Source organism: Psychrobacter sp. PL19, from assembly GCF_017875835.1.
Classification (GTDB): Bacteria; Pseudomonadota; Gammaproteobacteria; order Pseudomonadales; family Moraxellaceae; genus Psychrobacter.
In genome coordinates this window covers 1,510,173-1,535,709 of sequence record NZ_JAGING010000001.1, presented here as the reverse complement: position 1 = coordinate 1,535,709, position 25,537 = coordinate 1,510,173, and the positions used below count along the sequence as shown (strand labels likewise).

The following is a 25,537-nucleotide window of genomic DNA, read 5'->3' as shown; positions in this document are numbered from 1 at the left end:
AAACCATTTTATAAAATTAAGTTTCATCGCCTATGGACAACCCTATGACTACTGCTTTTTTTCAGCCCAATGCTACTGTCATCAAACCCTATGCGCTAATGGATTTAGACGACACCCTATTTCAAACCCAACGCAAGATCGATGCATGGCACTTACCGACGGCCGAAAAAGAACAACTCGTATGCGCGACGGTGAACAAGAGTGGCGAACCATTGAGTTTTATGAGTCAGCGCCAAGCTACATTTTTCAATTGGCTATTGGCCAGCACTGAGCTGATTGTAGTCACTGCTCGTGATCGCAGTGAGATACAGCGAGTGCAGCTACCTTTTAATAGCTGGCAGGTATTGACCCACGGTGCGGTAATATTAACGGCTGAGGGTGAGCTATTAGATGAATGGCAACAGCATATCTATGAGCAACTTATCCCGTTACAAGACCAGTTAGAACAACTTGCTGGATTGATTACGCATGACTATGAAGGCTCTCGCGATGATTTAGTATTCACGGCGCATATTGATAGCTTTAACGATACTGAACTGACCATTTACCTAGCCATTAAACATAGGCAAAAAGACCATCAAGTATTGGCGGATTTAGCCCAGCAGCTACCGACGATATTGCCAGGATTCGACCAGTACTTTTATGTACACGTGAATGCTAATAATTTAGCTATCCTACCGCATGCCATTCATAAGCGCCATGCCGTACAGTTCCTATTAGAAAACTGTTTGGACAGCCAACGCCCCAGTTTTGGCTTTGGCGATAGTCTGGCGGACTTACCTTTTCTACAGTTACTTGACTGGTACGGTATGCCCAGTCATGGCCAATTACATGCAAGACTATAAGCGTAACGTCACTCTCAACTATAGACATGGCCATTATAATGAGCGCGAATAAATTTAATATGATAACAAATAAGTCTAATGCAGAAGAGTTAGGTAACGATGCGTTGGAAGGCGCTGAGCTAAAAAGCCGTCTTTTAGTAAGCTATGGCTCGGGCAGTTATCTTGCCAGCGATGTCACGGTGCTATTAGATATCGTTAATAAGGACGCCGTTGCTGATGTACCGGTCACGCAAAAAGAAGCGCTAATTCAGAGTGGTCAGCGCCACTATTCAGATATGCTGACTTTAGAACAGGCACCAAGTGCCATGCATGAGCAGCTATACGAGCAGGCATTAGCACAAGGTACTCAACGAACTGCCACTGATATCGCTAATCTTACTTATTCGCTGCACCATATTTTTCATCAAAAAGTTAACAGTGAACGCCCACTCGTGTTAGTTAGCCTAGTACGAGCAGGCCTACCGATTGGAGTATTGCTACAACGCGCATTAGCAGATGCTAATAGCCGCTACTCGCTACCAAGCGCCCATTATGGCATCAGCATCATTCGTGATCGCGGTTTAGATCCCCAAGCCTTACAACTGTTGCTAGAGCGTTATCCAGACAGTCCGATTGTATTTGTCGATGGCTGGACTGGTAAAGGTGCGATCTATCAAGAGTTGGCTAACAGCCTTGAGGCCTTTAGCGAGCCTACACATCCAAACTTTACCAATATCTTTCATCAAGGGGTGGGTACGATTCCACTGCTTACGCTCGCTGATCCTGCTGGGGTTGCTTGGCTTGCTGCCAGTTCTGAGGATTGGCTTATTCCATCAGGTTTACTAAACAGTACCGTGTCAGGACTGATTTCACGTAGCTTATATACCGCGCCGCAATCAGGTCTACATCGCAGTGTGTTTTATGATAAATTAATAGATGTTGATCATAGCCTTGAGTTTATCGAGCATATCAATATAGCTAGGCTGCAACTAATCACGCCGCCGCAACGTTTGCCAGTCTTTGACAAGCCGCGTTACCTCACTGCCGTTTTAATCGACATGCTCGCCTCGCGCTATCAGATTACTAATCGTAATCGTATCAAGCCCACTATTGCAGAGGCGACCCGAGCAATATTACGCCGTGATCCTGAGCGCGTGCTGCTTGCCAGCCCTGATCACCCTGATACGACATTATTGCGATATCTGTGTGCCCAGCGAGATATTGATATCACGGTGTTAGGCGCTGATATATTACCTTATCAAGCGGTGACACTTATCAAGCAGCGTACAACCACCACAGATAGTTAGTCATTAGCCTATTTAATGACCCTTACTTTTCTAAAGCGACTTATTATTCATTGATAACTACTTACGACACCTACTATGCCAGATAACCCGTCCAGCCTTTATAATCATACTCAGTCTTATGCGCGTCTAATCACTGGACGTCATGCGATGATTAAACCGCACACGCATCACCCTTATCAGCTGGGTGCCAGTCTCTATATGCCTGCTACTCGGCAGGATATTTGGCAAGTGATTAAACGTGATAAATTGCCCACGATTAATAGTATTATCATCTGTTTAGAAGACGCGGTCAGCCATAGTGATGTTGAGCTGGCACTCACGCGATTGCAAGCGCTGCTTAATATTTGGGCGTCACATGTCAACAGCATTAACGAACCGTCAGCACTAGCAGATATTCAGACCCAACAGCCGACACGCCCCTTGGTATTTGTGCGTCCTCGCAATCCAATGATGCTGCAGAATTTAGCAGACTTTGAACATATCGACTTGATTGATGGTTTTGTCATGCCAAAAGTGGATATGTATAGCTTATCCAATTGGCGCATGGCCTGTCAGAATTTAAGTACTGATCAGCTATTAATGCCCACTTTAGAGACTGCTGCCCTATTTGATCCACATCACAATCAAGAGCTAGCAATCGCCTTTAAAGAAGCCTTTAGCCAGCCTATTTTTGCGCTACGTATCGGTGGTAATGATTTATTTGCGGCCTTGCGACTACGCCGTCCTAAAGACAGTATTATTTATGACACGCCGATTGGCACGCTTATCTATCAATTACTCGGCTGCTTTGTGCCGCATGGCTTCTATTTATCCGCGCCAGTATTTGAGTATCTAGATCAGCCCATGCTATTTATGCAAGAGCTGACCCGTGATGTAAGCTTAGGTCTGGTAGGCAAAACCGTCATTCACCCAAGCCAAATAACCCTAGTACAGCAGGCCTACTGTGTACCGTTAAGCATGCTGGATGAAGCGCAAGCAATATTACATAGCGAGGCTAAAGCCGTATTTAAGTACAATAATACCATGCTAGAGCCTGCCACCCATCGTGCTTGGGCACATGAAGTGGTCAATCGCTCAGAGGTATTTGGGGTTATTAATGATGGCAATAGCGACTATAAGCCACTGCTATAAGGGTAAGGCCGTATCACCATAAATGTCTAAAACAAAAGGCCGCTGTCATTAATCTGATAGCGGCCTTTTGTTTTCAAGTATAAATTTTAAACACAGCTTTCTAGGAACTTACTAATCACGGCATTAACCTGCTCAGGTTCCTCTACAGTCGAGGTATGGCCAGCACCTTTAATAACTGCCAGCTTAGAGCCTGGAATCGAAAAATGTATACGCTCAGACTTTTCATAAGGCGTTGCTGCATCTTCATCACCGACTATAATAAGGGTCGGCGTGGTGATGTCGCCAAGCTGCTCATAAGTGCCTTTACGCTCGATCAGCGCCAGGGTCGCCTTGGTCACGCCACTTTTACGATTGCCTTGTAGCATTCCTAGCCACTCTCTCTTTTCAGCTTTACGCGATTTATCTTCTAAGAAGCTGGTACCAAACATAATTGGCATGACTTTCTTGCTAACACGCTTCATACCTACCCAACGAATGGCGGTCATTAGCTTACGATATTGTGGCACTAGCTCCGGATCTTCGGGATCAGCTGAAGTCTCCAGCATTATCAAGGATAACAAGAGCTCAGGACGTTTAAGTGCGATACGCTGCGCTATAAAGCCACCCATTGATAGTCCTACAAAGTGACACTTATTGATATTAAGTGCCGTTAGCAGGCCAAGAGTATCCTCAGTCAAAGCATCCATATCGTAGCCGGACTTGGTAATCTGAGACTGCCCTTGACCGCGAAAGTCAAAAGCAATGCAGCGATAATCGTCTTGAAAATGTGCAACTTGCTTATCATACATCCGCGAACTCCATAACAGACCATGTGCAAACACCATCACAGGCTTTTGCTGATCGTCAGGAGCACTATCTTCGTAATAGATATTGGCGTTATTAATTTGGATACTAGGCATAACAACTTCCTTGTCTGACTGATTTATTGTTTATAAATAGATATGTGCTCATCAGCGATAAAAACACCTGACATTTGTATTAGCTCTTTAGCATAGTTTAAAATTCAGTCACTTAATAGTGTTATTTCTGAATAAGAAGTTTTTGTCGTATACCGTCAATTCATAATAATACGAATAACACTCGAGACATACTATAGACGGACAATAATACAAAGCATACCCCTGTTTTGAGCGTGTACAAAATCAGCGTTTATCACAACCCCAAACTGCTATAGTAATGAGGATTGAACAGCTTATTGTCCCAAAACTATAATTAAGGAAAATACCATGTCGCAACCTTTAGTCGAGTATCAGGCCAAGAATCATATCGCCACCATTACTATGAATGATCCTAAAACTCTTAATGCCTTTAGCACATCGCTAAAAGAAGCGATGGTCGCCGCACTCAATCAGGCCGATACGGATGAGCAGGTACGAGTTATTGTCTTGCAAGGTGCAGGCCATAACTTTTCCAGTGGTGGCCATATCGGTGAAATGCTTGAAAATGGTATGGAAAAGGATGCTTTGGCCACTAAACTTAACTTTATGGTGGGCGAAGTTGCTGAGATTAGCCTAAAGCTGCGTAATATTCATAAACCTATTATTGCCAAATTAGAAGGTGCGGTCGCAGGCGCTGGTATGAACCTGGCTTTAACTTGCGACTTCCGTATTGCCGCTGATAATGCAAAATTTGTCCAAGCCTTCGTCAATATTGGTCTAGTACCAGACGCTGGTGGTATTTATTTACTCACTCAATTGATTGGGGTAGCAAAGACTACTGAGATGGTTATGCTCGGTGATAAACTCAAAGCGGAAGATATGGCACGTTTGAACTTAGTTAATACAGTGGTTAGCGCGGATGAGCTGGATGCAAGCGTTAACGCCTTGGCAACTCGTTTAAGTAATCTACCTGGCAAAGCATTGGCATCCATGAAACACATGCTTAATGTCCATGCCTATGCTGGACTTAATGAAGCTCTAGATATGGAAGTGGATCAGCAAACCATGTTGGCCAAAACCGATGACTTCAGAGAAGGTATTAGCGCATTTATGGAAAAGCGTATGCCGGTTTATGTGGGTAAATAAAGTAAAAGCCAACTCTGACTTTAATTGCTGACGTTCGCCACACAAAAAACCCCGCCTCATGACGATGCGGGGTTTTTAATTTTTGTTATTTCATTCTATTAACATTAGCGGTTACATCGTGAATGACTTGGTTTAATAAATTCTTATCGACACAGTAACTTTCAATCTCAGTCAAAAAATGCTTGGCGGCGGCTGTGACTTGTTCAATAATTTCTTTGGCAGTCTCTTGTTTAATATCTGCCTGTGTGGCAAGTTTAATCAGATGCGTTAAGGTTGGATGTGTGACTTCACCGCCGATATCCATCTGATGACAGCCATCAAATCCTGTATTGTAAGACAAATCATAAGCCGGTGATAAAGACCACTCCCCTTGCTTATTCATCATAAATGAGAAGTTTTTACTATGGTCATCTTTATTATTAAAAACCACGTTAAAAACGGCTTGTCTATAAGCCAGTTCAACTTGCTGTTGCGATTGAGTTAACATGCGCACGCAGCGTAAATACTGCAAATAATTTGAAGAAAAAGGAAGGCGAAAATCAAGGTCTAACAACCCTGCTAGCGTGTGAATATGTACCCGCTGACCGCCTATCCTATCAAAACGCTCAACCCCAAATGCACTGTGGTTTTCGTCAATATCAAAATAATAATGACAAGGCATATTTAAACCCGATAGCTTGGCCATATCTGCATAAATAGCCTCTAATAAGCACACACTTTTATGCTCATTTTGCGCTGGAAATTTAATCAGCCAAGGCGTGGCTGATGAATGAAGGGTGTTCAAATCTGTGGTGATAAACTTAGAGTCTTTATCAAATAATACGAGTGCTTTTGGCCTTGCTCCTTGTGGTGAGCCACCCACTGCAATCAGCTCTGCCAGTATGTCACTCTCTTGCCCTGCAAGAAGCTTTTGATTGGCATGTGCAAGCTTAGCAAGGCTGACTTCAACAGCGTCAGGGATGAGCGGTTGCTCAGGCACAAAGGTTAATGCACCCATCGCCGACTCACCAACATAGGCAAAGCGCTCTAATACCGTCATGTTTCGAGAAGACTCATCAGATATCTGCCGAAAAAACCGATCCATCAATAGGATACCCCAACCATCTGGTAAGCTATCGGCTAATAATCCGCACAAATAATAAGCATTTTTGTTAAGCCCACGATAAGGCGCAGAGCGCAGTGGCATCTCTATTGGCGACAACTCAAATCCATCTGCAACCCATGAATCATCGTAACCAAAAACGGGGCGATGCCCCTCTATAGTCAAATGACCCACTAGACGATGCTCACCGAACCCTTGGTAAAACACCTTAATTGATGGTATGGGTGTATACATAAATGAGCGCCCTTATGATGTTTTGGTAGAGGCACGTTGGCGCAGGGTTTTTTGCTCCATGACTTCTTTAATATTCGCAGGGGCAATATCAAACAACTCGGCAAATTCATTAATTAAGCCAAGACCTATGGCCATCCGCACCACATTATCTAATGTGCCACCTTGTCCTGATTCAATTCTAATAATAGTACTAATGCCAACACCTGCTCTCTCTGCTAGCGTTGCTTGTGTTAGATTTAAGATAAGACGCCGCTTTTTTAGACGCTCGCCTAAGATTTGGGTAACCTCGCTTGGGGTATAGAAATCAAATCTCATATTAGATCAACCATTCATATTTGATAACTTAAAGGCTATTATAGCTTATAACCATTCAATATTGAATGGTTATAAGCTATAATATATAATTAATAGATATGCATTCACTAGCTTCAATTAAGTCCCAGATATGGAAATGGATTAGCAAACCATGTTGGCCAAAACCGATGACTTTAGAGAAGGAATTATGGCCTTTGTGGACAAGTGTAAACCAGTTTATCAGGATAAATAGCTCATAAAAAATGTGTATATCTGACTGCAATTTCTAACGTTCACCACCTAAAAAACCCCGCATCATTACGATACAGGGTTTTATTTTTATAAACAGATTAAATTTCGTTTAGAGTAAAAACTTAGGTTAACTGAGCCACGTTAATTTTATCCGCTTCTTCAGTGTACTCTTCCATACGGTCGAAGTTCATGTACTGATACACTTCATCGCCCATACTGTTGAGCATGCCAGCATACTGCTGATACTCATCGTTGGTTGGCAGTTTACCCAATACCGCAGCGACGGCAGCAAGCTCAGCTGAAGCGAGATACACATCCGCACCTTGACCCAAACGGTTCGGGAAGTTACGGGTTGACGTTGATACCGCGGTAGAATTCGGTGCGATACGTGCTTGGTTACCCATACATAATGAACAACCTGGCATCTCAGTACGAGCACCGGCTTGTGCGTAAATGTTGTAGTAACCTTCTTCCATCAACTGACGCGCATCCATTTTGGTCGGTGGCGCAATCCATAGACGAGTTTTTAAGCTGCCTGCTGGTACTTCTTGTAGCAGTTTACCGGCCGCACGGAAGTGACCGATGTTGGTCATACATGAACCAATGAATACTTCATCGATGGCATTCCCTGCCACGTCCGACAATGTTTTGGCATCATCTGGATCGTTCGGGCAGCAAAGGATAGGCTCTTTGATATCGCTCATGTCGATGACCATATCAATGGTATATTCAGCATCTTCATCAGCACGCATGAGACTTGGATTCGCTAACCACTCTTGCATGGCTTCAATACGGCGACTAATAGTACGCGCATCGCCATAACCTTCTGAAATCATCCATTTAAGCAAGGTGACGTTCGAGGTCAAATACTCAGTGATTGATGCTTCTGATAAGGCAATAGTACAACCCGCGGCGCTACGCTCGGCTGACGCATCAGACAATTCAAAGGCTTGCTCAAGTGTTAAGTCATTAAGACCTTCAATTTCAAGGATACGACCGTTAAACTCGTTAACTTTACCTTTTTTATCAACCGTCAATAAGCCATCTTTGATCGCTTGGTATGGAATCGCATGCACCAAATCACGTAAGGTAATACCCGCTTGACGTTCGCCTACAAAACGAACACGGACAGACTCAGGCATATCGAGTGGCATCACACCAGTCGCAGCTGCGAAAGCGACCAGACCAGAACCAGCTGGGAACGAGATACCCATTGGGAAACGGGTATGCGAATCACCACCAGTACCCACGGTATCTGGCAGGAGCATACGGTTCAACCATGAGTGAATGATGCCGTCACCTGGACGTAAGCTCACACCGCCACGGTTCATGATAAAGTCAGGTAGCGTGTGCTGAGTTTCGATGTCCACAGGCTTAGGATAAGCAGCCGTATGACAGAATGATTGCAATACTAGATCGGTCTGGAAACCTAGGCAAGCTAAGTCTTTTAGCTCATCGCGAGTCATTGGACCCGTGGTATCTTGACTGCCAACAGTCGTCATTTTTGGTTCGCAGTACATACCAGGACGAACGCCGTCTAGACCACAAGCTTTACCAACCATTTTTTGCGCTAGCGTAAAGCCTTTACCGGTATCAACGGGATCTTCTGGCTTGGCAAAAATGTCTGAATGCTCAAGACCCATGTATTCACGGGCACGATTGGTCAAACCGCGACCAACAATTAATGGAATACGGCCACCGGCACGTACTTCATCAAGCAATGTTGGTGAGTTTAGTTTAAAGGTTGATAGTACTTCGTCAGAGTCGTGCTTAGTGATTTTGCCTTCATACGGATAAATATCAAACACATCACCCATATTTAAGTTATCGACATTAATTTTTTCGATTGGCAGTGCGCCTGAATCTTCCATGGTATTAAAGAAGATTGGTGCGATATTATTACCCAATACTAAACCGCCACCGCGTTTGTTCGGGACGTTAGGAATGTCATCACCCATCAACCACAATACTGAGTTGGTTGCTGATTTACGGCTAGAGCCAGTACCAACTACATCACCAACATAAGCCAGTTGATGGCCTTTTTCTTTTAATGCTTCAATCTGTTTCATCGGACCAATAACACCCTCTTCGTCAGCGGTAATACCGTCGCGAGAGTTTTTGTGCATGGCTAATGAATGCAACGGGATATCAGGACGGCTCCACGCATCTTGCGCCGGAGACAAATCATCGGTATTGGTTTCGCCAGTGATTTTAAAGGTGGTGTACGTTGACTTTTTTGGTACTTCAGCGCGGTTTAAGAACCATTCAGCATCGGCCCATGATTGCACCACTTCTTTAGCAATGTCATTGCCCGCTTCGGCTTTTTCAGTCACATCATGGAAGGCATCAAAAACTAGCAAGGTTTTTTTCAAAGCTTCAGCAGCGTCTTGCGCTAATTCTTTATCATCTAGTGCGGCAACTAAGGGCTGAACATTATAGCCACCTTGCATGGTGCCTAAAATTTCGACCGCTTTTTGCTTGCTGACCAGTGAAGAAGTCGCTTCACCTTTCACGATAGCCGCTAAAAATGCTGCTTTTACATAAGCGGCTTGATCAACACCGGCAGGAATACGATTTTCTAACAAATTCATTAAGAATGCGTCTTCACCCGCTGGTGGATTTTTTAACACTTCAACTAAATCTGCTACTTGTTTCTCATTAAGCGGAAGCGGTACAGTTCCTTGCTTAGCACGTTCTTCGACATGTTTACGATAAGCTTCTAACACAATAGGCGTCCTCGTCAGTTGAGTAATTGGTACATCACGTGGGTAGTTAGAATAACTGCCTGCATCGATGTACTACATTGAATAATTATCCGTACAATATAGCGTAAAATGGTCAAAATGTTAAGAAGCAAACCCCAATCTCCACCCCATAGCCAACATTTATTATAAAAATGGGAGGTATTTTTTTCTGACTACTTATCGTATTACTCATCACGATATTAAGTTAATTGAACGGTGCCTTTTAGCTGCTTTTCTGTTAAATTAGAAGGGTCACATGCTACAAAATATCTTAATACAAAATAGGTGTCTCCTTATCTAAAAATAGGTATCTTCTTATCTAAAAATAGGCATCTTCTTATCTATTTGTTATCCCATTTATTACCAATCACTCTCATTAATCACCTTCATCTTCATATCACCTTCATGTTGGTATCCTATATTTAACGCTAATTACTAACAGCAATCATCTATATAAATGGTTACCTATATAAATACAGCTAAGCACGCTATCTCAACTAGGTATTATTCCTATTAAATAGCAATTTTTCCCGTGCTATTGGTCTGTGTTTTATTTGCTTTCACTCTAGTGCACGTTAACGATACAAAGATGAAAAATAACGCTAAGTTTGCTATAATCAGCATATGAAATTCACCATCCACTCTCCTCAAATGATAAAGAAAGCCCTTGTCTTATAAAGACTTAGGATTGTAAGGGTTTAGGATAAGCTTATGAGCTCATTAGCCGTACAAACGCACGTTCCTGCTGCCAGGGTTAAACCTAAAAAAGCCATTCAAGGCGAAAAGTTACGTGGTTATGACAAAGTAGCACGTATCCCAATTAAAGTGATTCCGACTATTGAAGCCAAGAAAAAGCCAGATTGGATTCGGGTCAAGATGTCATCGCCTGCCGAAGTAGCGCGTATAAAAGCCACCTTGCGTGAGCAAAAGCTCTATACCGTCTGTGAAGAAGCGGCCTGCCCTAACTTGCCACAGTGCTTTGCTGATGGTACGGCTACCTTTATGATCATGGGTGATATCTGTACCCGTCGTTGTCCGTTCTGCGATGTGGGACATGGTCGCCCTAATAACCTTGATGCTGATGAACCCCGCCATACTGCTGAGACTATCTTAGGCTTGCAGCTGAAATATGCGGTTATCACCTCAGTCGATCGTGATGATTTAAAAGATGGCGGCGCTGCTCACTTTGTTGAAGTGCTTGATGAAGCAAGAGCGCTCAGCCCAAACTGCCTAATCGAAATCTTGGTTCCTGATTTCCGTGGTCGTATGGAGGTGGCATTAGACTTATTGACTGAGACCGCACCAGACGTCTTTAACCATAATATCGAAACCGTACCACGTTTATATAAAGCCTTCCGTCCCGGCTCTGATTATCAGCATTCATTAGACTTGCTCAGAATCTATAAAGAACGTCGTCCTGATATCGCGACCAAATGCGGCTTCATGGTCGGGCTTGGCGAGACCGAAGAAGAAATATATACCTTACTCGATGACCTAAAAGCGAACAATGTTGACATGATTACGGTTGGTCAGTACTTACAGCCTAGTAAAAACCATGTGCCAGTTGATCGTTATGTCCACCCTGACGAGTTCCAACGCTATATGGACTACGGTAAAAAAATTGGCTTCTTTAACATTTGGGCCGGTCCAATGGTACGCTCAAGCTACTTTGCTGATCGTCAATTCTATGGCGAAGATTGCCCTGCACCGATACGTAGCAAAAAAGCATTAGCAGCGGAAGGGAAATTGGGTTGTTAATATTCGATTGATTACGCTAGTAATAGACAAAAAGGAGACCTGCTATGGGTCTCCTTTTTTGTGGACGATTTATCGACACCTTCATCCTTTTTTTAGGTAGCGAGTTCTTTGGGCAGCGAGTGCCATTGTACTAAATATAGTCAATAAAAAGTAATATCAATATATAACCTACTGCTGGCATAAGTTTTTCTGGCTTGCTGTGCCTACGCAGACAGAGGCTACAAAAAGCTTATACCAGCAGTACCGTAGCGTTTTTAAGATGTTTTAACTATAGCTGAAAAATCAATAGTTAATAATTACTATCCCTACTGAAAGCTTCTACACTAATGAGCTAAGATAGTGCTATATTTTGTAACTTAGATTAACAAATAATAAATAATGATCATCTTCTTACTAAGGACTGACTGATGAGCAGCGAATTTACCCCACAAGAAGGCTCTTGCGCCTGTTATAGCAATACTTATACTATTAATAATAAGCCTATTGGCCGCTTTATCTGCCACTGTACTATTTGCCAAGAGTTCACTGGCCAAGCCTATAATGATGTGACAATTTTGCTTAAATCAGATGTGAGTGAGTTAGATCTAACTAGAACCAATTTTCGCCGCTGGAAACTGCCACCAAATATTAACCGCGGTCTGTGTATTCTCTGCAATAAACCCAGTATAGAGATGGCTGTAGGTGGAAACCTGATATTAGTGCCCACCACAAACTACCCTAATATGGCTGCACTGCCTGAACCTACCATGCATCTATTTTATAATCGCCGCGTCGAGGATAGTGACGATGACTTACCCAAATACAATGGCTTAATGCAAAGCCAGACGATGATGATCAAAGCACTTGCTCAAGGTATGTATAAGAGAGTTAATAAGCGCTAGTGGCTATCTATGTCTATGCTTAGAATTTAAGATTCATCCCTAAAAAAGAGGTCTATTAAGACCTCTCTTCTGTTGATTCAAATCAAATTAACTGATGGTCGATACTAAAAAAGCGAAACAAATAACCTTAATGGCAGTTTATTTCGCTCGTTTTGACTTGAGATTCATGGCTCTTAACCGCTACGACTCCTAAGCTGTTGAGGAGGTCGATACGGACTTACTGCTTCTAACATTTAGTATGGCAACGCCTAGTACAATAACCCCACCCGCTAAGCCAGTCGTTAGCCCAGGATAGATGAGCAGTAACGCACCAATTGCTAATATGGCACGCGTCAGGGAGTTCATACTTCCTTTAAAATAGCCTTCTAGCGCTGCGCTTAGTGCAATAACGCCCGTAACAGATGTCAACACTACAGTGACTATATCAATAATGGGTGGTAGTGGGTAATCTTTAGCCGTTACTGCTAAACCAGTAGGATCTATCATCAACATGGCAGGATTATAAATAAACATAAACGGTACGATAAATCCGGCTAAAGCTAATTTTAGGGCCAAATATCCGGTTTTCATCGGATCACCGCCTGATATACCAGCGCCCGCGAAGGCTGCTAGACAAACTGGCGGAGTAATATTGGCAAAGACCCCAAAGTAGAACACAAACATATGCGCGGATAAAATAGGAATATCGAAACCAGCTAAGGCAGGCGCGGCCATGGTTGCCGTTATAATATAGGCAGGAATCGACGGTAGCCCCATGCCTAAAACCATTGAAGCTAACATAGTTAAAACCAGCGTAAGTAATAACGATCCTGCCCCTAAGGTCACAATTGCAGAGGTCATCACCGTACCAAAGCTGGTTAAGCTCACCACCCCAATGATAATTCCCACTACTGCGCAGGCGGCCATCACTGCTAGTGACTGGCGAGCACCATCTTCTAGAGCACCCAAAATATCAGCAAATCCCATTCGCGTCTCTTTACGTATCATGCTGACTACAACTGTAAAACCAATGGTATAAGCGGCTGCATAACCCACTGGTACATTTTTGATCAATAGATAAATCAAAAATACAATCGGTAGTAACATATGACCGCGCGCTTTTAACACTTCTTTTATCTGCGGTAGACTCTCTTTGGCAATGCCTTTTAAGTCGCGACGTCCGGCGCGAAAATGTACCTGCGCGATGACCCCTAGATAATATAGTATTGCTGGCAATAATGCCGCCAACGCAATTGTACTATAGGGTAACCCTGTGGTCTCAGCCATGATAAAAGCACTGGCACCCATAATAGGTGGTAAGATTTGCCCACCAACCGAGGCACTGGCTTCTACTGCACCCGCAAAATCTTTATGATAACCAACCTTTTTCATCAAGGGGATAGTAAACGCGCCGGTACTGACGACGTTTGACAAGGCTGAGCCGTTAATACTGCCCATAAAGCCGCTTGAGATTACAGCCACTTTTGCTGGGCCGCCTTTTTTATCCCCTGCCAGCGCTAATGCCAAATCGTTAAATAACTGCCCCATGCCAGAGCGCGCCAAAAATGCGCCAAACAAAATAAACAGAAAGATAAAGGTAACTGACGCCCCAATCGCAACAGAGTATAGCCCTTCAGTTTTCAAAAATAACTGACCAAAAATATCACCAAAATCATACGGTCGAGTGAGTAGCCGGTCAGGCATAAAACTCAAATGACTTACGAATGGATAGAGCAAAAATATCGAGGCCAATACGGGCAAAATCAAACCAGTGACGCGTCGACTGCCCTCAAGTACACAGATCACCGTGATGATAGAAAATATCACATCCAGCTGATTTGCCATTCCACCGCGAGAGGTCACAATGTCTTGGTACTCATATATGAGATAGGTCACTCCCGTTAAAGACAGCAAAAACCAAAGCCAGTCATACCATGCAACTTTCTTACGGCTACTGGTTTTATTTGCTGGAAATATTAGAAAAATCAATGCAAAACCAACCCCTAAATGCACCGCTCGCTGTAACAAGGCTGGCATGGGATTGAAGGTGACATACAAATGATAAAGTGAATATAAGATGCAAATCCCAGCAATAATGTATCTTACTGGTCCTTGAGTGATATGACGAGTGATAGACTCTCGGTCATATTTTTCCAATATCGCTTGCGTGACATTAGGATCAACATCATTATCAACGCTGTTATCAACGCTGTTATCAACGCTGTTATCAACTTCAGTATCTGCATGAGGATCCAAATGCTTTGACAGATTAGCATCTTCGCTAGACATGGCGGATGCGCTACTGTGATCCGTCACTTGAGAGTTCATGACATAAGTCCTTTTTAAATCTATCCATTAGATCGTACGCTTTGGGCGTAATCGTTACTTCAGAGTAATCTGGTACCCATTGATGTATCAAAATTCGATTGTCAGCATAATCAATCTCACCCTTGGTTAGCCGCGATACCACCCAGTTCAGATGGGGAAGTCTTTCGTTAATTAGATAACCGACATAGCCAGGTTTTTGTATTGGAGCCAAGCTTTCGGTGGACGGGGTGCCCGCACCAAAGGCTTGAAAATAAGTAGTGGTCAGCAGTAGCCCATCGCTTTCACGAAGATACTGCTCCTCCCACCATTGTTTTTCTACAGAATGAATCCAGCGCAGTTGGAAGTTAGGTTCAATGAAATAACATAACACCTCATCAGTGCCATCAGTATTATCAAGCCTATCAGCGCCACTAACTCGTACTTCAATCACAGACTGACCTGTAGAGACGGCCCATAGCGTAAAAAAAACTAGCGCAACAATAAATGCTGCACCAATTGATAACCATAGCCATGAGCGCTTATTTAGCGGCTTGTTCATCATAGTACTTTTTAGCGCCAGGATGGATAGGTGCTACCATACCTTGCTGTGCCGTATCTAAACTGATATCAGCAGCGGCTTGGTGGGCATTTCTTAGACCTTCTAAATTATTAAACAAAGCTTTGGTAAGCTTGTAAACATCATCCTCAGACATATCAGAACGCACTAATAAGGCGTTCATGACAGCTGCCGTGGGGATAGCAGTATCATTACCATAAGTGCCTACGGGAATCTCAAAAGTCTTAAAGTAAGGTTTTGATTCAATGAGCTTACCAAGCGTGTCTTGATTAATCGTTACTAGCTGCAAATCTAAGCCTTGTTCTAACTCTAATAACGATGAGTTAGGTAGCCCACTACTGAAGAATGCCGCTTCAATTTTGCCCGCTTTCATCGCATCAGCAGCATCAGCAAAGCCTAAATAATCCACCTCAACATCATCGTAAGTCAAGCCAAACCCTTCTAATAAGGTTCGGGCATTGACTTCAGTTCCAGAACCTTGATCGCCAACCGCAATACGCTTGCCTTTTAAGTCTTCAATATTTTTGATTCCAGAGTCTTGGGTGGCGACTAACTGAATCACGTTAGGATACAATACGGCAATTTGTTGAATATTAGTGATTGGCGCATCAAAGTTATTACTACCTTCAACCGCATCGGTGACCACATCACTAAGGGCCAACACCATATCAACTTTGCCTAGTGTCAATAAATTGACGTTTTCTACTGAGGCGCCTGTGGTTTGAGTCTTTGAGTTGACGCCAAAGGTTTTGACATAAATCTCTGCCAATGAGGTGCCAATGATATTATAAGGGCCAGATGCGCCGCCTGTAGCGATAGTGACAAATTCGGTTTCCAGCTTATCAGCTGCTAGAATGGCGGCGTCAGTTGCAGCGCTATCATCACTACTTTCTGAGCTTGGAGATGAGCAGGCGGTCAGGCCTAAAGCAGCGCTTAGCAGCGCTGATAGCAATAAAGGCGATTTTGAATAGTTGAACATTGATTTCTTCCTTGAAGATCATTAATTTTATATTACTAATTATGATAACGTATAGACATCAAATAACTTACACTTCTGCAATGGTATAGCAATTTTTGTAATAAATATACCGCCGTACCTGCTTTCTTTATTCTCAAGAATCTTTGCTTTATCCAAATATCATAACGGATAGCCTATAAAGTTATTTCTTAATATATTGAATCATGACGCTCTCTTTTACTATCAAAACTTGGAAAATCATCATGCCAACCACTGTAATAAAAGATACAACGCCGCTGTCTATTAATACTGCTGATATCGCCATTATCGGTGGCAGCGGTCTGTATCAAATGCAAGCCTTGACTAATAAACGTAGCGTTACTATACAGACGCCCTACGGAGCTCCGTCTGATGATATTGTGCTCGGTGAGTTGGATGGTGTGACGATTGCCTTCTTGACTCGGCACGGTCAAGGTCACAAATTAACGCCGTCTGAGGTACCTTATCGTGCCAATATCTACGCCCTAAAAACTTTAGGCGTACGCTATATTATTTCCGTGTCAGCGGTTGGCTCATTGCGAGAACAGCTTAAACCTTTAGATATGGTCGTACCAGATCAAATGATTGACATGACCAAGCAGCGAGTGAGTACATTTTTCGGTAATGGCGCTGTTGCGCATGTCGCAATGGCTGATCCCTTATGTCCTGCAGTAGCCGATATTTTAATGCGTGCGTATAGCCAGGCCAGAATTAGTGAAGGAAAATGCCACTCTAAGGCGACCTATATCTGTATTGAAGGACCACAGTTTTCCACCCGCGCAGAATCACATTGGTATCGCCAAATACAGGCAGATATTATCGGTATGACTAATATGCCAGAGGCCAAGCTGGCACGCGAAGCCAGTATCGCGTATGCGACCTTAGCGCTAGTCACCGACTTTGATTGCTGGCATCCCAATGAAGAATCCGTAAGCGCAGATTATGCGATACAGAACCTCATGAAAAATGCTGAAAATGCTCAACAAGTCATCAAGCAAGCGGTGACTCTAATTGCAGCTGAGCGGCCCGAGTCAATCGCTCATAACGCTCTAGCGCAAGCATTAATCACTCCTATTGAAGCAATGGATGAGCAGACTAAAACCAGGCTGACAGCCTTACTACCCCTTGATCTATAGACGCTATTTTTGAGCTAAAAAGGCCATCGAATAATTCGATGGCCTTTTTCATTTTTAACGAGCTAATTTTATGCTAACAGCACGAACCGGTGACTGGACTAGCAGCCGTACTGGATACCAGAGCAGCAGCCTCACCAAATGGCATCATATCACCGCAGCCTGCGAAAACACCGTAGTGGTGACTGTCATCACCAATAAACTTGAAATGAGGAGAAAAGCGAGACTCTTTAAGCATTCTGAAGGTGTTGGCACATACAGGGAACACGCGACCAGCTTCGATAATATGATGCTTATCAAAGTCAAAACGATGCGGCATTTGAGCAATAGTACCGTTATAAACTACCGCTTGTCCGTAGTCTTCACAGGCATCTTCGAGTGCTGCAAGCTTAAATAGGCGATAGGTAGCGGAAAAGAATTGAATGTTACCAATTTTAGCAGCCAAGGTAGGATCAGTAATCTCAAGGGGACGGTCTTCAACCAGACGTGGGTCCAAAAAATCGGCCTCACGTGCCAAACGTATAAAATCATTCCAATACAATGCCCCACTTAGGCACTCACCATATAACACCGGATCATCAATTAAATGCTGAGGGATGCGGCGATCAGCGTAGACATCAGAAAAATAAAATTCTCCACCCGGTTTAAGCAAGCGTTGTACACTGGCCATAACCGCAGATTTATCAGGTGATAGGTTTATTACACAGTTTGAGACAATAATATCAAAGCTATTGGCCTCTAGATTGAGCTCATCTAGCTTTTCGATATAACCATGCAAAAAGGTCACATTGTCATAGCCGAATTTTTCGCTATGATAGTCTTGATGCTGTTTTGCGGCTGCCAGCTGCTCATCGGTCATATCGACGCCAACCACCTGACCGGTCTTACCAACCAATTGTGCTAGCGCATAGACATCACGACCTGAACCGCACCCTAAATCTAAAATACGACAGCCTTCCAGCAGAGCAGGACATACCAATCCGCAACCATAATAACGACTCGTTACCTCATCATGAATATTAGCCAATAAGGGCTTAAGCCATTGCGGCAGGCTACTAATATCACAACATGCTGAGGTTTTTAAATCACTGGTGCTTTGTAGTTGTTTGCCGTAGTAATCTTGCACAATGTCATGCATAACACTTTCCTTGTCGGTAGTGAAAAATAATTAGAGAATAGAACTGAATCCATATAGAGTATCTACAGCGTTGCCCTCACTTGATATGCTACCTTTAATATCGTCACTCTTGACTGGCCAGCCAATCCGATGGTAGATATTTTAAATCATCAGGCTCATCAATATCATGCAGTGGCTCTAATACTGCTAACGACCAGCCCAACGCTTTGATACGTTGCTGGGTTACAGCAGCCACACTGGCGGTGCTCCATATAATATTTGAAAACAAGCTGTCATGAACTTGCTTGAATCCTAATAACACATAGCCACCGTCCGATGCGGGAATCATTACCGTATCATGTTGGTCTAACTGTAGCGCTGCATCTTGAATGCACTGCGCTGTTAGGCTGGGACAATCAGTGCCAACTAATAATATTTTTTTATATGTATCCAAAGCCTGCTGGCTGGCCGTTAGTAAGCGCGCCCCTAAGTCACCGACTACTTGACCTGACCAATGAAGCGTATCAGGTAAATCAAGCGCTCGCCAGCACGGGTCAGTTGGTGCAGGACTAACACATAACTCGACCAAGTAATTGGTAGCTACTGCTTGCTCAACACTGTGTAATAGCAGCCGTCTTGCCATCTGCGCTGTACCGTCAACGCCGAGCGCTGGTTGCAAGCGAGTCTTTGCCATACCTGGAGTAGGATATTTAGCAAATATAATAACGCAGGTATTTTGATTGCTGTCCTGTAGGCTGGTTTGCGCTATTGAGCGTGCTGCTCTGTTCGTCATATCTATTCCTTGTCCTACTGTTATTTCTTCAAACCGGCTATTTTTGAATGACTATAATAACGCTGTTTTAATAGCTCAGGTGCAACTCCGCACCAATAATCAAAACGCAGACGCCACATCAAAAAAATTGTCTGCCAGGTGCCATATTTCTGCCAGCGCCGTGCTGAAGTGGTCACTTCGCTACTTAGGCACGCAGGCCTAGCAATATTTTTCAGACGTTTGCACAGTTCTATATCTTCCATTAACGGTTGATTAGGATAACCACCAAGCGTATCAAAGCATGACTTTTTAATAAAAATGGCCTGGTCGCCAGTCGCGATTCTTGTTAAACGCGACCGCGCATTCATCATTCTACTTACAGTCCACAGCATCGGACTGCGACTGTTTAGACGCACATCAAAATGCCCCCAGTCATGATAAGTCATTGATTGTACAATTTCAGTAATCGCTGCATTTGGTAACTGAGTATCGGCATGCAAAAACAGTAATGTGTCTCCAGTTACTTGCGCGGCGCCAGCATTCATTTGAACCGCACGACCTGCCTCAGACTCAATAAGTTGCCATTCGATAACTGGTGCTTGCCTGTCACACATAAAGGTTTTTATCAGCGCCTTAGCCATGGCAACCGACTTATCCGTTGAGCCCCCATCGACCAATACAACTTGATACGGCGGTGGATTAAGTTTGGCCACATGGGTAATCAGCTTCGGTAAATTATCTGCTTCATTAAATATAGGTATAACAATAGAAACGTTAACAGGTGTCGTCACAATTGTAGGGACTGATTGCTTATTAAGTTTGCTCCTACCGCGTAATCCGTTCCGCAGCGAGCTCATTGCTTCAATAACAGGCTGGGCGAGCATTCGTAACATTAGTTTTATCATGTTTTTAGTAATTAGTAAGATATGTTTGATGTGCAACAATAGACTTTATCAAAGACTGAGAAGATATAAAAAAAGGCAGTAAACGCGGAAAATGTTTATTGCCTCTTCAGAATTATTAGCTCAGTATGGAAAAAGTGCAACGAAAATCATGCTTACTTTTTATTTAAACGCCAGTCGTATTCGGTATAACCAATTTTCATTTTTCCTTGCTTTAGCGCTGTTGCTTGGGCTTGATTAAGACCTAGTGCTTTATCATAGCGTCCTAAGAACCCTTCTAGATTATTAGTGCCGCGCCAATTGGTGGCAAAATCTTCTTTATACCATTTGAAAAGTGGCGTGACTTCCAACGTATCACCCTTAATACGATTGCGACTGCTATCCGCTAAGAATTTAGACGTGGCTTTTTCTAATTGACCGTCCAAACCCTTACCCGTATAGGCATCATCTTGTAGCGCAGGACAACCGATGCTAGCACAATTGACCGCAAAGTGAATACGCGGGTCATTATAGCGTTTTGAGCCGCGAATCAGGTTATGCTCAATATCATCTAACGAGCGCGTTTTACCTAGTAATGGAATGAAGTCTTGCTTCCACGGCGAGCTAAATAGCGATCCGATGTCTTTAATTGATTTGAGATTTGGATACTTAGTCAGGATTAATTCAACCGTACCTGCGTTATAGACATTAATTAAAAACGCCAATTGTTCATTCTTATTCCAACGATTGAACTCCGACTGACTCACTTTACTGGTGGCTTTAAGATAGCTTGCCAGCTGGTTTTTATCTGCTTTCATGCCGGCATAATTAACTACTGAAGCCTTACCACCATTAGTCATAGTCACATGCTTGTCTAATAACGCATCCCAACTTTGATGACTAAAGTCTGCATAGGCGGCAACACTAGGGACTAGCATGGCCACTGCGACAAGAGGTTTTAACACTGAAAAATTTAATACTTTCATTAGGTTAGCTCCGTTTAAACTGGTGATATTTTTCTACCCATTTCAATAATCCTTGTGGAGCATGGGCGCGCTTCCACTCGCCAGCAGCGTATTTATTGGCTTCGCTCATGGTTGGATAGGTATGTATGGTGCCAAGTATTTTGTTCAGTCCGAGGCCATGTTTCATCGCTAGGACATATTCGGCGAGTAACTCTCCTGCGTGATTGCCCACGATGGTCACACCCAATATTTTGTCTTTTTTCGGGACGGTTAAAACCTTAACCCAGCCAGTAGCTCGGCTGTCAGTAATCGCCCGGTCAAGGTCAGCAATATCATAGCGTGTCACTTCAAATTTAATCCCTTGTTCGTGGGCTTCTTGTTCGTTGATACCCACACGGGCAACCTCAGGGTCAATAAAAGTGACCCAAGGTATCACTCGATAATCAACCTTGAACTTTTTAAAGGTGCCAAACAAGGCGTTGACAGCAGCATACCAAGCCTGATGGGCGGCGACATGAGTGAATTGATAGGGACCAGCAACATCACCTGCGGCCAAAATATTAGGGAATTTAGTCTCAAGATAATCGTTAGTTACGACTGTTTTTTCGCTATCAATACCTAAATTCTCAAGACCATAGCCTGATAAGCGCGCTTGGCGGCCGACGGCAATAACGAGGGCATCAAATTCAATAACAGTTTCGACGCCCTCATGTTTCACTATCAACTTCTGAGTGCCGTTATTGTCTGCACCTGTACGCTCGCAGCGTACGGCATCATGTTGCAATAACACTTGCACACCATCCGCTTCTAAACAAACCTTGGCGTAATCCGAGACATCTTGATCTTCTTTTTCAAGCAGGCGTGCGGTACGTTCTATCTGTGTTACTTGAGAACCTAGACGAGCAAACGCTTGTGAGAGCTCACAACCAATCGGTCCACCACCAATGACAATCAAGCGTTTAGGCGGCGACGTTTGATGACTGAGCGCCTCCCACAAAGTATCACTAGTCAGATAATCGACGGTCTCAAGACCTGCTATCGGTGGTACAAATGGCTTACTGCCCGCCGCAATGATGATATTGCGCGTGGTAAGACGTTGGATATTGCCTGTATCATCGGCAACCTCTACCGTCCACGGATCAATGATAGTAGCGTAGCCTTTGACAACATCGACACCAAGCTCGGTATAGCGCTCAACGCTATCATTAGGTTCAATCGTGGCGATGATTTTATGTATTCGTGCCATGACTGACTTAAAATCATAATTAACCGCTACATTTTGTAAGCCGTAATCCTTAGCATGAGTCATATCATGGGCAACTTTGGCACTTTTTATCAGCGCCTTACTGGGTACGCAGCCATAATTAAGGCAGTCGCCACCCATTTTATGGGCTTCAACCAACGTAACTTTTGCTTTGACTGTAGCTGCGATATAAGACGACACTAAACCTGCTGCGCCTGCACCGATTACCACCATATTACGATCAAAAGCAGCAGGCTTATTCCAACCTTTATAGACTTGTCGCCCTTTGTACCAATCGAGCGTCTTTTTAGCGATTAAAGGGAATACTGCTAGCAGGACAAATGAGCCAATCAAGGCCGGTGAAATAATATCTTTGAGACTATCAATTTGCGCCAACTGTACACCAGCATTAACGTATACAAATGTACCCGCCAGCATACCAATTTGACTGACCCAATAATAAGTCCACGACTTAATTGTGGTCAATCCCATTAATATATTAACGAGGAAGAACGGGAATAACGGCAGTAGACGTAAGGTAAATAAATAGAAGCCGCCGTCTTTTTCTACCCCTTGATTGATACTTTTTAATTTAGTAGCAAATTTCTTTTGGAAGCTATCGCGTAACAGATAACGTGAGGCGAGAAAGGCACACAATGCCCCAATACTTGAGGCAAATGACGCTAACAACACCCCCCACCACAAACCAAACAACGCACCTGCCAATAAAGTCATTAACGCAGCACCAGGCAATGAAAATGCGGCGATGATCAAATAGGCTAAGAAAAATACGCCACCTACCAGTAATGGTGAGTCATTACGCCATTGGTAGAATTGTCCCAGGCGCGATTGAATCCCTTCAAGGGTCAGTAAATCATTGAATCCAAAAAAGAAAAATCCGGTGACGATAAGGATAACAGTAAGGACAATCAGTAGTTTTTTCATGCGCTGTCCTTTATTTCATAAGTTTTATTAAATATAATAATGTGAATTAGGTGGTTGTGTTCTCGGCAGATTTTTCAGCTATTTCTTAATATAAGACGTCGCCACAGCTGCTCTTATATCTTGCTGTGCCGCCATAACAATGGTCGGCTATAGACTCACTGACTCATCGCCAGCAGGGTGTTACGTCAGTTAGGCAGAAATAAAGTCCTGGTATGACCAACCGCTGTCTGATCCCTTTATTCTTGTCAGTTTATTATTCGTTTAAAGTATACCTAATCAATCATACATTATTGTTAACCTATTGTTTTAATCGATAATAGTGAGTTGGCTGGTTGTTCCATATCAGTACGAATTTTAATATAGTTTTCTTTACATTAACCTTGTTACGATTTTACGAAACGTTTATCGATAAACTGCTTTAAATACCATAACCATCGGCCTTGCAAGCTAATGCTACCCCAACTGGCAATGGCGTATTTATCGCCACAGGACAATAGGTATAAAGTACGGGTGCGAGGTTGATATTCTTGCGTTGGCTTGTCTTCCAGATAGGATAGAAGGTTATCGGCCACCACAGCACCGCCATATACAGCATGAACACCTGAATGAGCGACACTCTGATCCACTCGCGTCGCCACGTCGCCTACTGCAAAAACATTGAGATGAGAGATGCTTTGTTGCGTGGCATTCACTGCAACAAAGCCATTATTTATGGTCTCGAGATCAGTATGCTGTGTCCACTCCGCGCCCATTACCCCAGTAGCAGCAATAACCGTATCGACTTCTAAGCTCTCTTGCGTAGTAAGCAGTTGACCCTCGTTATAACTGGTCGCCCGCGCATAAACCACTATAATGCTGTGGCGCTTAAACTGGTTGATGACCCGCCGCCTAAACTGCGAATTAAATCCAGACAATAGATGCTCACCGCAGACCAAATATACTTGATGCTTAGGATTAATGCGCTGCAAGGCTATTTGGGCAGACATCACCAATTCAGTTGCTGCCGCACCAGCGCCAACAATGGCTAATCTATAATGAGTAGATTTATAGGCGTCCACTAGAATTTGCTGCCAACGATCAATAAATTTTGATAACGGTCTAATAGCAATAACAGTATCAGTATCAGTATCAGTATCATCTTTGAGTGTAGTGGCTGTTGTTTGGGCCGTTTTTTGAGTGGTGGCAGCTGCATGTAACCAGCGCGTATCTGTATCTGCACCGGTATTTAGCGACAGTACGTCATAATTAATGATTTCATTATTGGTGGTAGTCACTGTGCAAGACGCAGCCTCTACTTTAGCTATTGGGTGCTGAATAAAACGCACACTTGACTGCTCGCACAGCGATGTCACATCAATAGTGATATCATCAAGATGATAATGTCCCGCCATCCAGCCCGGTAACATCCCAGAATAGACAAACTGCAGCTGTTCAGTGACTAGAGTGATATCAATGTTATCTGAACGCTCAGTGCTAAGACGACGCAATAAGCCAATGTGCGCATGACCTGCACCTGCTAATAATAATTTTTTTGCCGGTAAACTTTTCATAAATACTTCTTCATAAATAATTTTAAATAACTGTTCAAGTGTTTAGTAATAGAACCTAATAATATAGAGTCAATCTATCCTGAATCCAATATAAACAAACCAAGCTCAAGCATGATTATAAAATGGTTAGCGAACAGAATAACTGCTAAGAGCAACACTATGAGCCATTTATGGTCCCTAGACTATAGGGATATTAGTAGACAAAGGTACAAACTTAATCGAAATTAAAACATAAACTAAAAGCGTTTAAGCTAAGTTTATTGTACGATGACAGCAAATCAGCGAATAATATTGCCCATAACTAGCTTTATGATGGGTTTGATTGCCGCTATGACTTGTCCAACGATCTCTTTATATTTGAGAATGGTCTGGAATTTTCTATCGAGAAACAGTCTGAAATATTAATTTTATGGCTTATTAACAAGATAACAGACTAGGGCTATTAAAAAAGGCCTAATAGCAATAAGCATGTTAAGGCATATCGAACAATAACAAAAGATGAAACGGTTTACGAACGTAG

Annotated in this window: 20 protein-coding genes; 7 read left to right on the top strand and 13 right to left on the bottom strand. The window is 43.2% G+C overall.

The features are described from left to right. The first annotated feature begins 44 nt into the window (after window positions 1-44). The 3 genes from H4W00_RS06285 (at window position 45) to H4W00_RS06275 (ending at window position 3,262) form a co-directional block, all read left to right on the top strand. Window positions 45-845, top strand: coding sequence for an HAD hydrolase family protein (locus tag H4W00_RS06285; protein ID WP_209956732.1), 801 nt, complete (start codon window positions 45-47; stop codon window positions 843-845). 38 nt (window positions 846-883) lie between these two features. Next, window positions 884-2,131 carry a cysteine protease StiP domain-containing protein gene (locus H4W00_RS06280; protein WP_334684893.1) on the top strand — a complete coding sequence of 416 codons (1,248 nt, stop codon included), beginning with the start codon at window positions 884-886 and terminating at the stop codon, window positions 2,129-2,131. A gap of 75 nt (window positions 2,132-2,206) precedes the next feature. Further along, the gene (locus H4W00_RS06275) at window positions 2,207-3,262 is read left to right on the top strand and encodes an HpcH/HpaI aldolase/citrate lyase family protein (protein ID WP_209956731.1); all 1,056 of its coding nucleotides are present in this window, start codon (window positions 2,207-2,209) and stop codon (window positions 3,260-3,262) included. Between the two features lie 86 nt (window positions 3,263-3,348). Here H4W00_RS06275 and H4W00_RS06270 read toward each other — a convergent pair whose 3' ends face one another. Beyond that, a complete protein-coding gene (locus H4W00_RS06270; protein WP_209956730.1) occupies window positions 3,349-4,161 on the bottom strand; it encodes an alpha/beta fold hydrolase in 813 nt (270 codons plus the stop codon). A gap of 327 nt (window positions 4,162-4,488) precedes the next feature. Between H4W00_RS06270 and H4W00_RS06265 the strand changes: the two genes are divergently transcribed. Continuing rightward, on the top strand, window positions 4,489-5,286 hold the full coding sequence (locus H4W00_RS06265; protein WP_209956729.1) for an enoyl-CoA hydratase/isomerase family protein: 798 nt from the start codon (window positions 4,489-4,491) through the stop codon (window positions 5,284-5,286). 85 nt (window positions 5,287-5,371) lie between these two features. Here H4W00_RS06265 and H4W00_RS06260 read toward each other — a convergent pair whose 3' ends face one another. The 3 genes from H4W00_RS06260 to acnB all read right to left on the bottom strand — a co-directional run bounded on the left by H4W00_RS06260 (window position 5,372) and on the right by acnB (window position 9,894). Next, a complete protein-coding gene (locus H4W00_RS06260) occupies window positions 5,372-6,622 on the bottom strand; it encodes a type II toxin-antitoxin system HipA family toxin (protein ID WP_209956728.1) in 1,251 nt (416 codons plus the stop codon). Window positions 6,623-6,634: 12 nt separating this feature from the next. Further along, window positions 6,635-6,937 (bottom strand): helix-turn-helix domain-containing protein, encoded by a 303-nt coding sequence (locus H4W00_RS06255; protein WP_209956727.1) that lies wholly within the window; start codon window positions 6,935-6,937, stop codon window positions 6,635-6,637. A 353-nt stretch (window positions 6,938-7,290) separates the two neighbouring features. Further along, on the bottom strand, window positions 7,291-9,894 hold the full coding sequence (gene acnB, locus H4W00_RS06250) for a bifunctional aconitate hydratase 2/2-methylisocitrate dehydratase (RefSeq protein ID WP_209956726.1): 2,604 nt from the start codon (window positions 9,892-9,894) through the stop codon (window positions 7,291-7,293). A 729-nt stretch (window positions 9,895-10,623) separates the two neighbouring features. Here acnB and lipA point away from each other — a divergent pair. Both lipA and H4W00_RS06240 read left to right on the top strand, forming a co-directional pair. After that, complete coding sequence (gene lipA, locus H4W00_RS06245) at window positions 10,624-11,670, top strand: lipoyl synthase (RefSeq protein ID WP_209956725.1); 1,047 nt, start codon at window positions 10,624-10,626, stop codon at window positions 11,668-11,670. 407 nt (window positions 11,671-12,077) lie between these two features. Further along, on the top strand, window positions 12,078-12,551 hold the full coding sequence (locus H4W00_RS06240) for a GFA family protein (protein WP_209956724.1): 474 nt from the start codon (window positions 12,078-12,080) through the stop codon (window positions 12,549-12,551). Window positions 12,552-12,740: 189 nt separating this feature from the next. Here the strand turns inward: H4W00_RS06240 and H4W00_RS06235 are convergent, their stop codons facing one another. From H4W00_RS06235 to H4W00_RS06225, 3 genes are read right to left on the bottom strand one after another with little or no spacing between them, the layout of a single operon-like run. Continuing rightward, window positions 12,741-14,858: a TRAP transporter permease gene (locus H4W00_RS06235; protein WP_209956723.1), complete on the bottom strand. Its 2,118-nt coding sequence runs from the start codon at window positions 14,856-14,858 to the stop codon at window positions 12,741-12,743. After that, a complete protein-coding gene (locus H4W00_RS06230; RefSeq protein WP_334684892.1) occupies window positions 14,830-15,396 on the bottom strand; it encodes a DUF1850 domain-containing protein in 567 nt (188 codons plus the stop codon). Before H4W00_RS06230 ends, H4W00_RS06235 begins: the two co-directional genes overlap by 29 nt. Continuing rightward, window positions 15,377-16,393 (bottom strand): TAXI family TRAP transporter solute-binding subunit, encoded by a 1,017-nt coding sequence (locus tag H4W00_RS06225; RefSeq protein ID WP_209956721.1) that lies wholly within the window; start codon window positions 16,391-16,393, stop codon window positions 15,377-15,379. The genes H4W00_RS06230 and H4W00_RS06225 overlap by 20 nt, the downstream gene beginning before the upstream one ends. A 242-nt stretch (window positions 16,394-16,635) precedes the next feature. On the opposite strand from H4W00_RS06225, the gene mtnP reads away from it, so the two are divergent. After that, window positions 16,636-17,547 carry an S-methyl-5'-thioadenosine phosphorylase gene (gene mtnP, locus H4W00_RS06220; RefSeq protein ID WP_209956720.1) on the top strand — a complete coding sequence of 304 codons (912 nt, stop codon included), beginning with the start codon at window positions 16,636-16,638 and terminating at the stop codon, window positions 17,545-17,547. A 73-nt stretch (window positions 17,548-17,620) separates the two neighbouring features. On the opposite strand, the gene H4W00_RS06215 is transcribed toward mtnP, so the two are convergent. From H4W00_RS06215 to H4W00_RS06190, 6 genes are all read right to left on the bottom strand, one after another. Continuing rightward, window positions 17,621-18,682: a methyltransferase domain-containing protein gene (locus H4W00_RS06215; RefSeq protein WP_209956719.1), complete on the bottom strand. Its 1,062-nt coding sequence runs from the start codon at window positions 18,680-18,682 to the stop codon at window positions 17,621-17,623. Between the two features lie 103 nt (window positions 18,683-18,785). Then, on the bottom strand, window positions 18,786-19,454 hold the full coding sequence (locus H4W00_RS06210; RefSeq protein ID WP_209956718.1) for a TIGR04282 family arsenosugar biosynthesis glycosyltransferase: 669 nt from the start codon (window positions 19,452-19,454) through the stop codon (window positions 18,786-18,788). A 20-nt stretch (window positions 19,455-19,474) separates the two neighbouring features. Continuing rightward, window positions 19,475-20,317, bottom strand: coding sequence for a TIGR04283 family arsenosugar biosynthesis glycosyltransferase (locus tag H4W00_RS06205; protein ID WP_334684891.1), 843 nt, complete (start codon window positions 20,315-20,317; stop codon window positions 19,475-19,477). Window positions 20,318-20,490: 173 nt separating this feature from the next. Next, on the bottom strand, window positions 20,491-21,300 hold the full coding sequence (locus tag H4W00_RS06200; RefSeq protein WP_209956717.1) for a DUF547 domain-containing protein: 810 nt from the start codon (window positions 21,298-21,300) through the stop codon (window positions 20,491-20,493). A gap of 4 nt (window positions 21,301-21,304) precedes the next feature. After that, window positions 21,305-23,467 (bottom strand): FAD-dependent oxidoreductase, encoded by a 2,163-nt coding sequence (locus H4W00_RS06195; RefSeq protein ID WP_209956716.1) that lies wholly within the window; start codon window positions 23,465-23,467, stop codon window positions 21,305-21,307. Between the two features lie 383 nt (window positions 23,468-23,850). Continuing rightward, window positions 23,851-25,017 carry an FAD-dependent oxidoreductase gene (locus H4W00_RS06190; protein ID WP_209956715.1) on the bottom strand — a complete coding sequence of 389 codons (1,167 nt, stop codon included), beginning with the start codon at window positions 25,015-25,017 and terminating at the stop codon, window positions 23,851-23,853. Window positions 25,018-25,537: the final 520 nt, after the last annotated feature.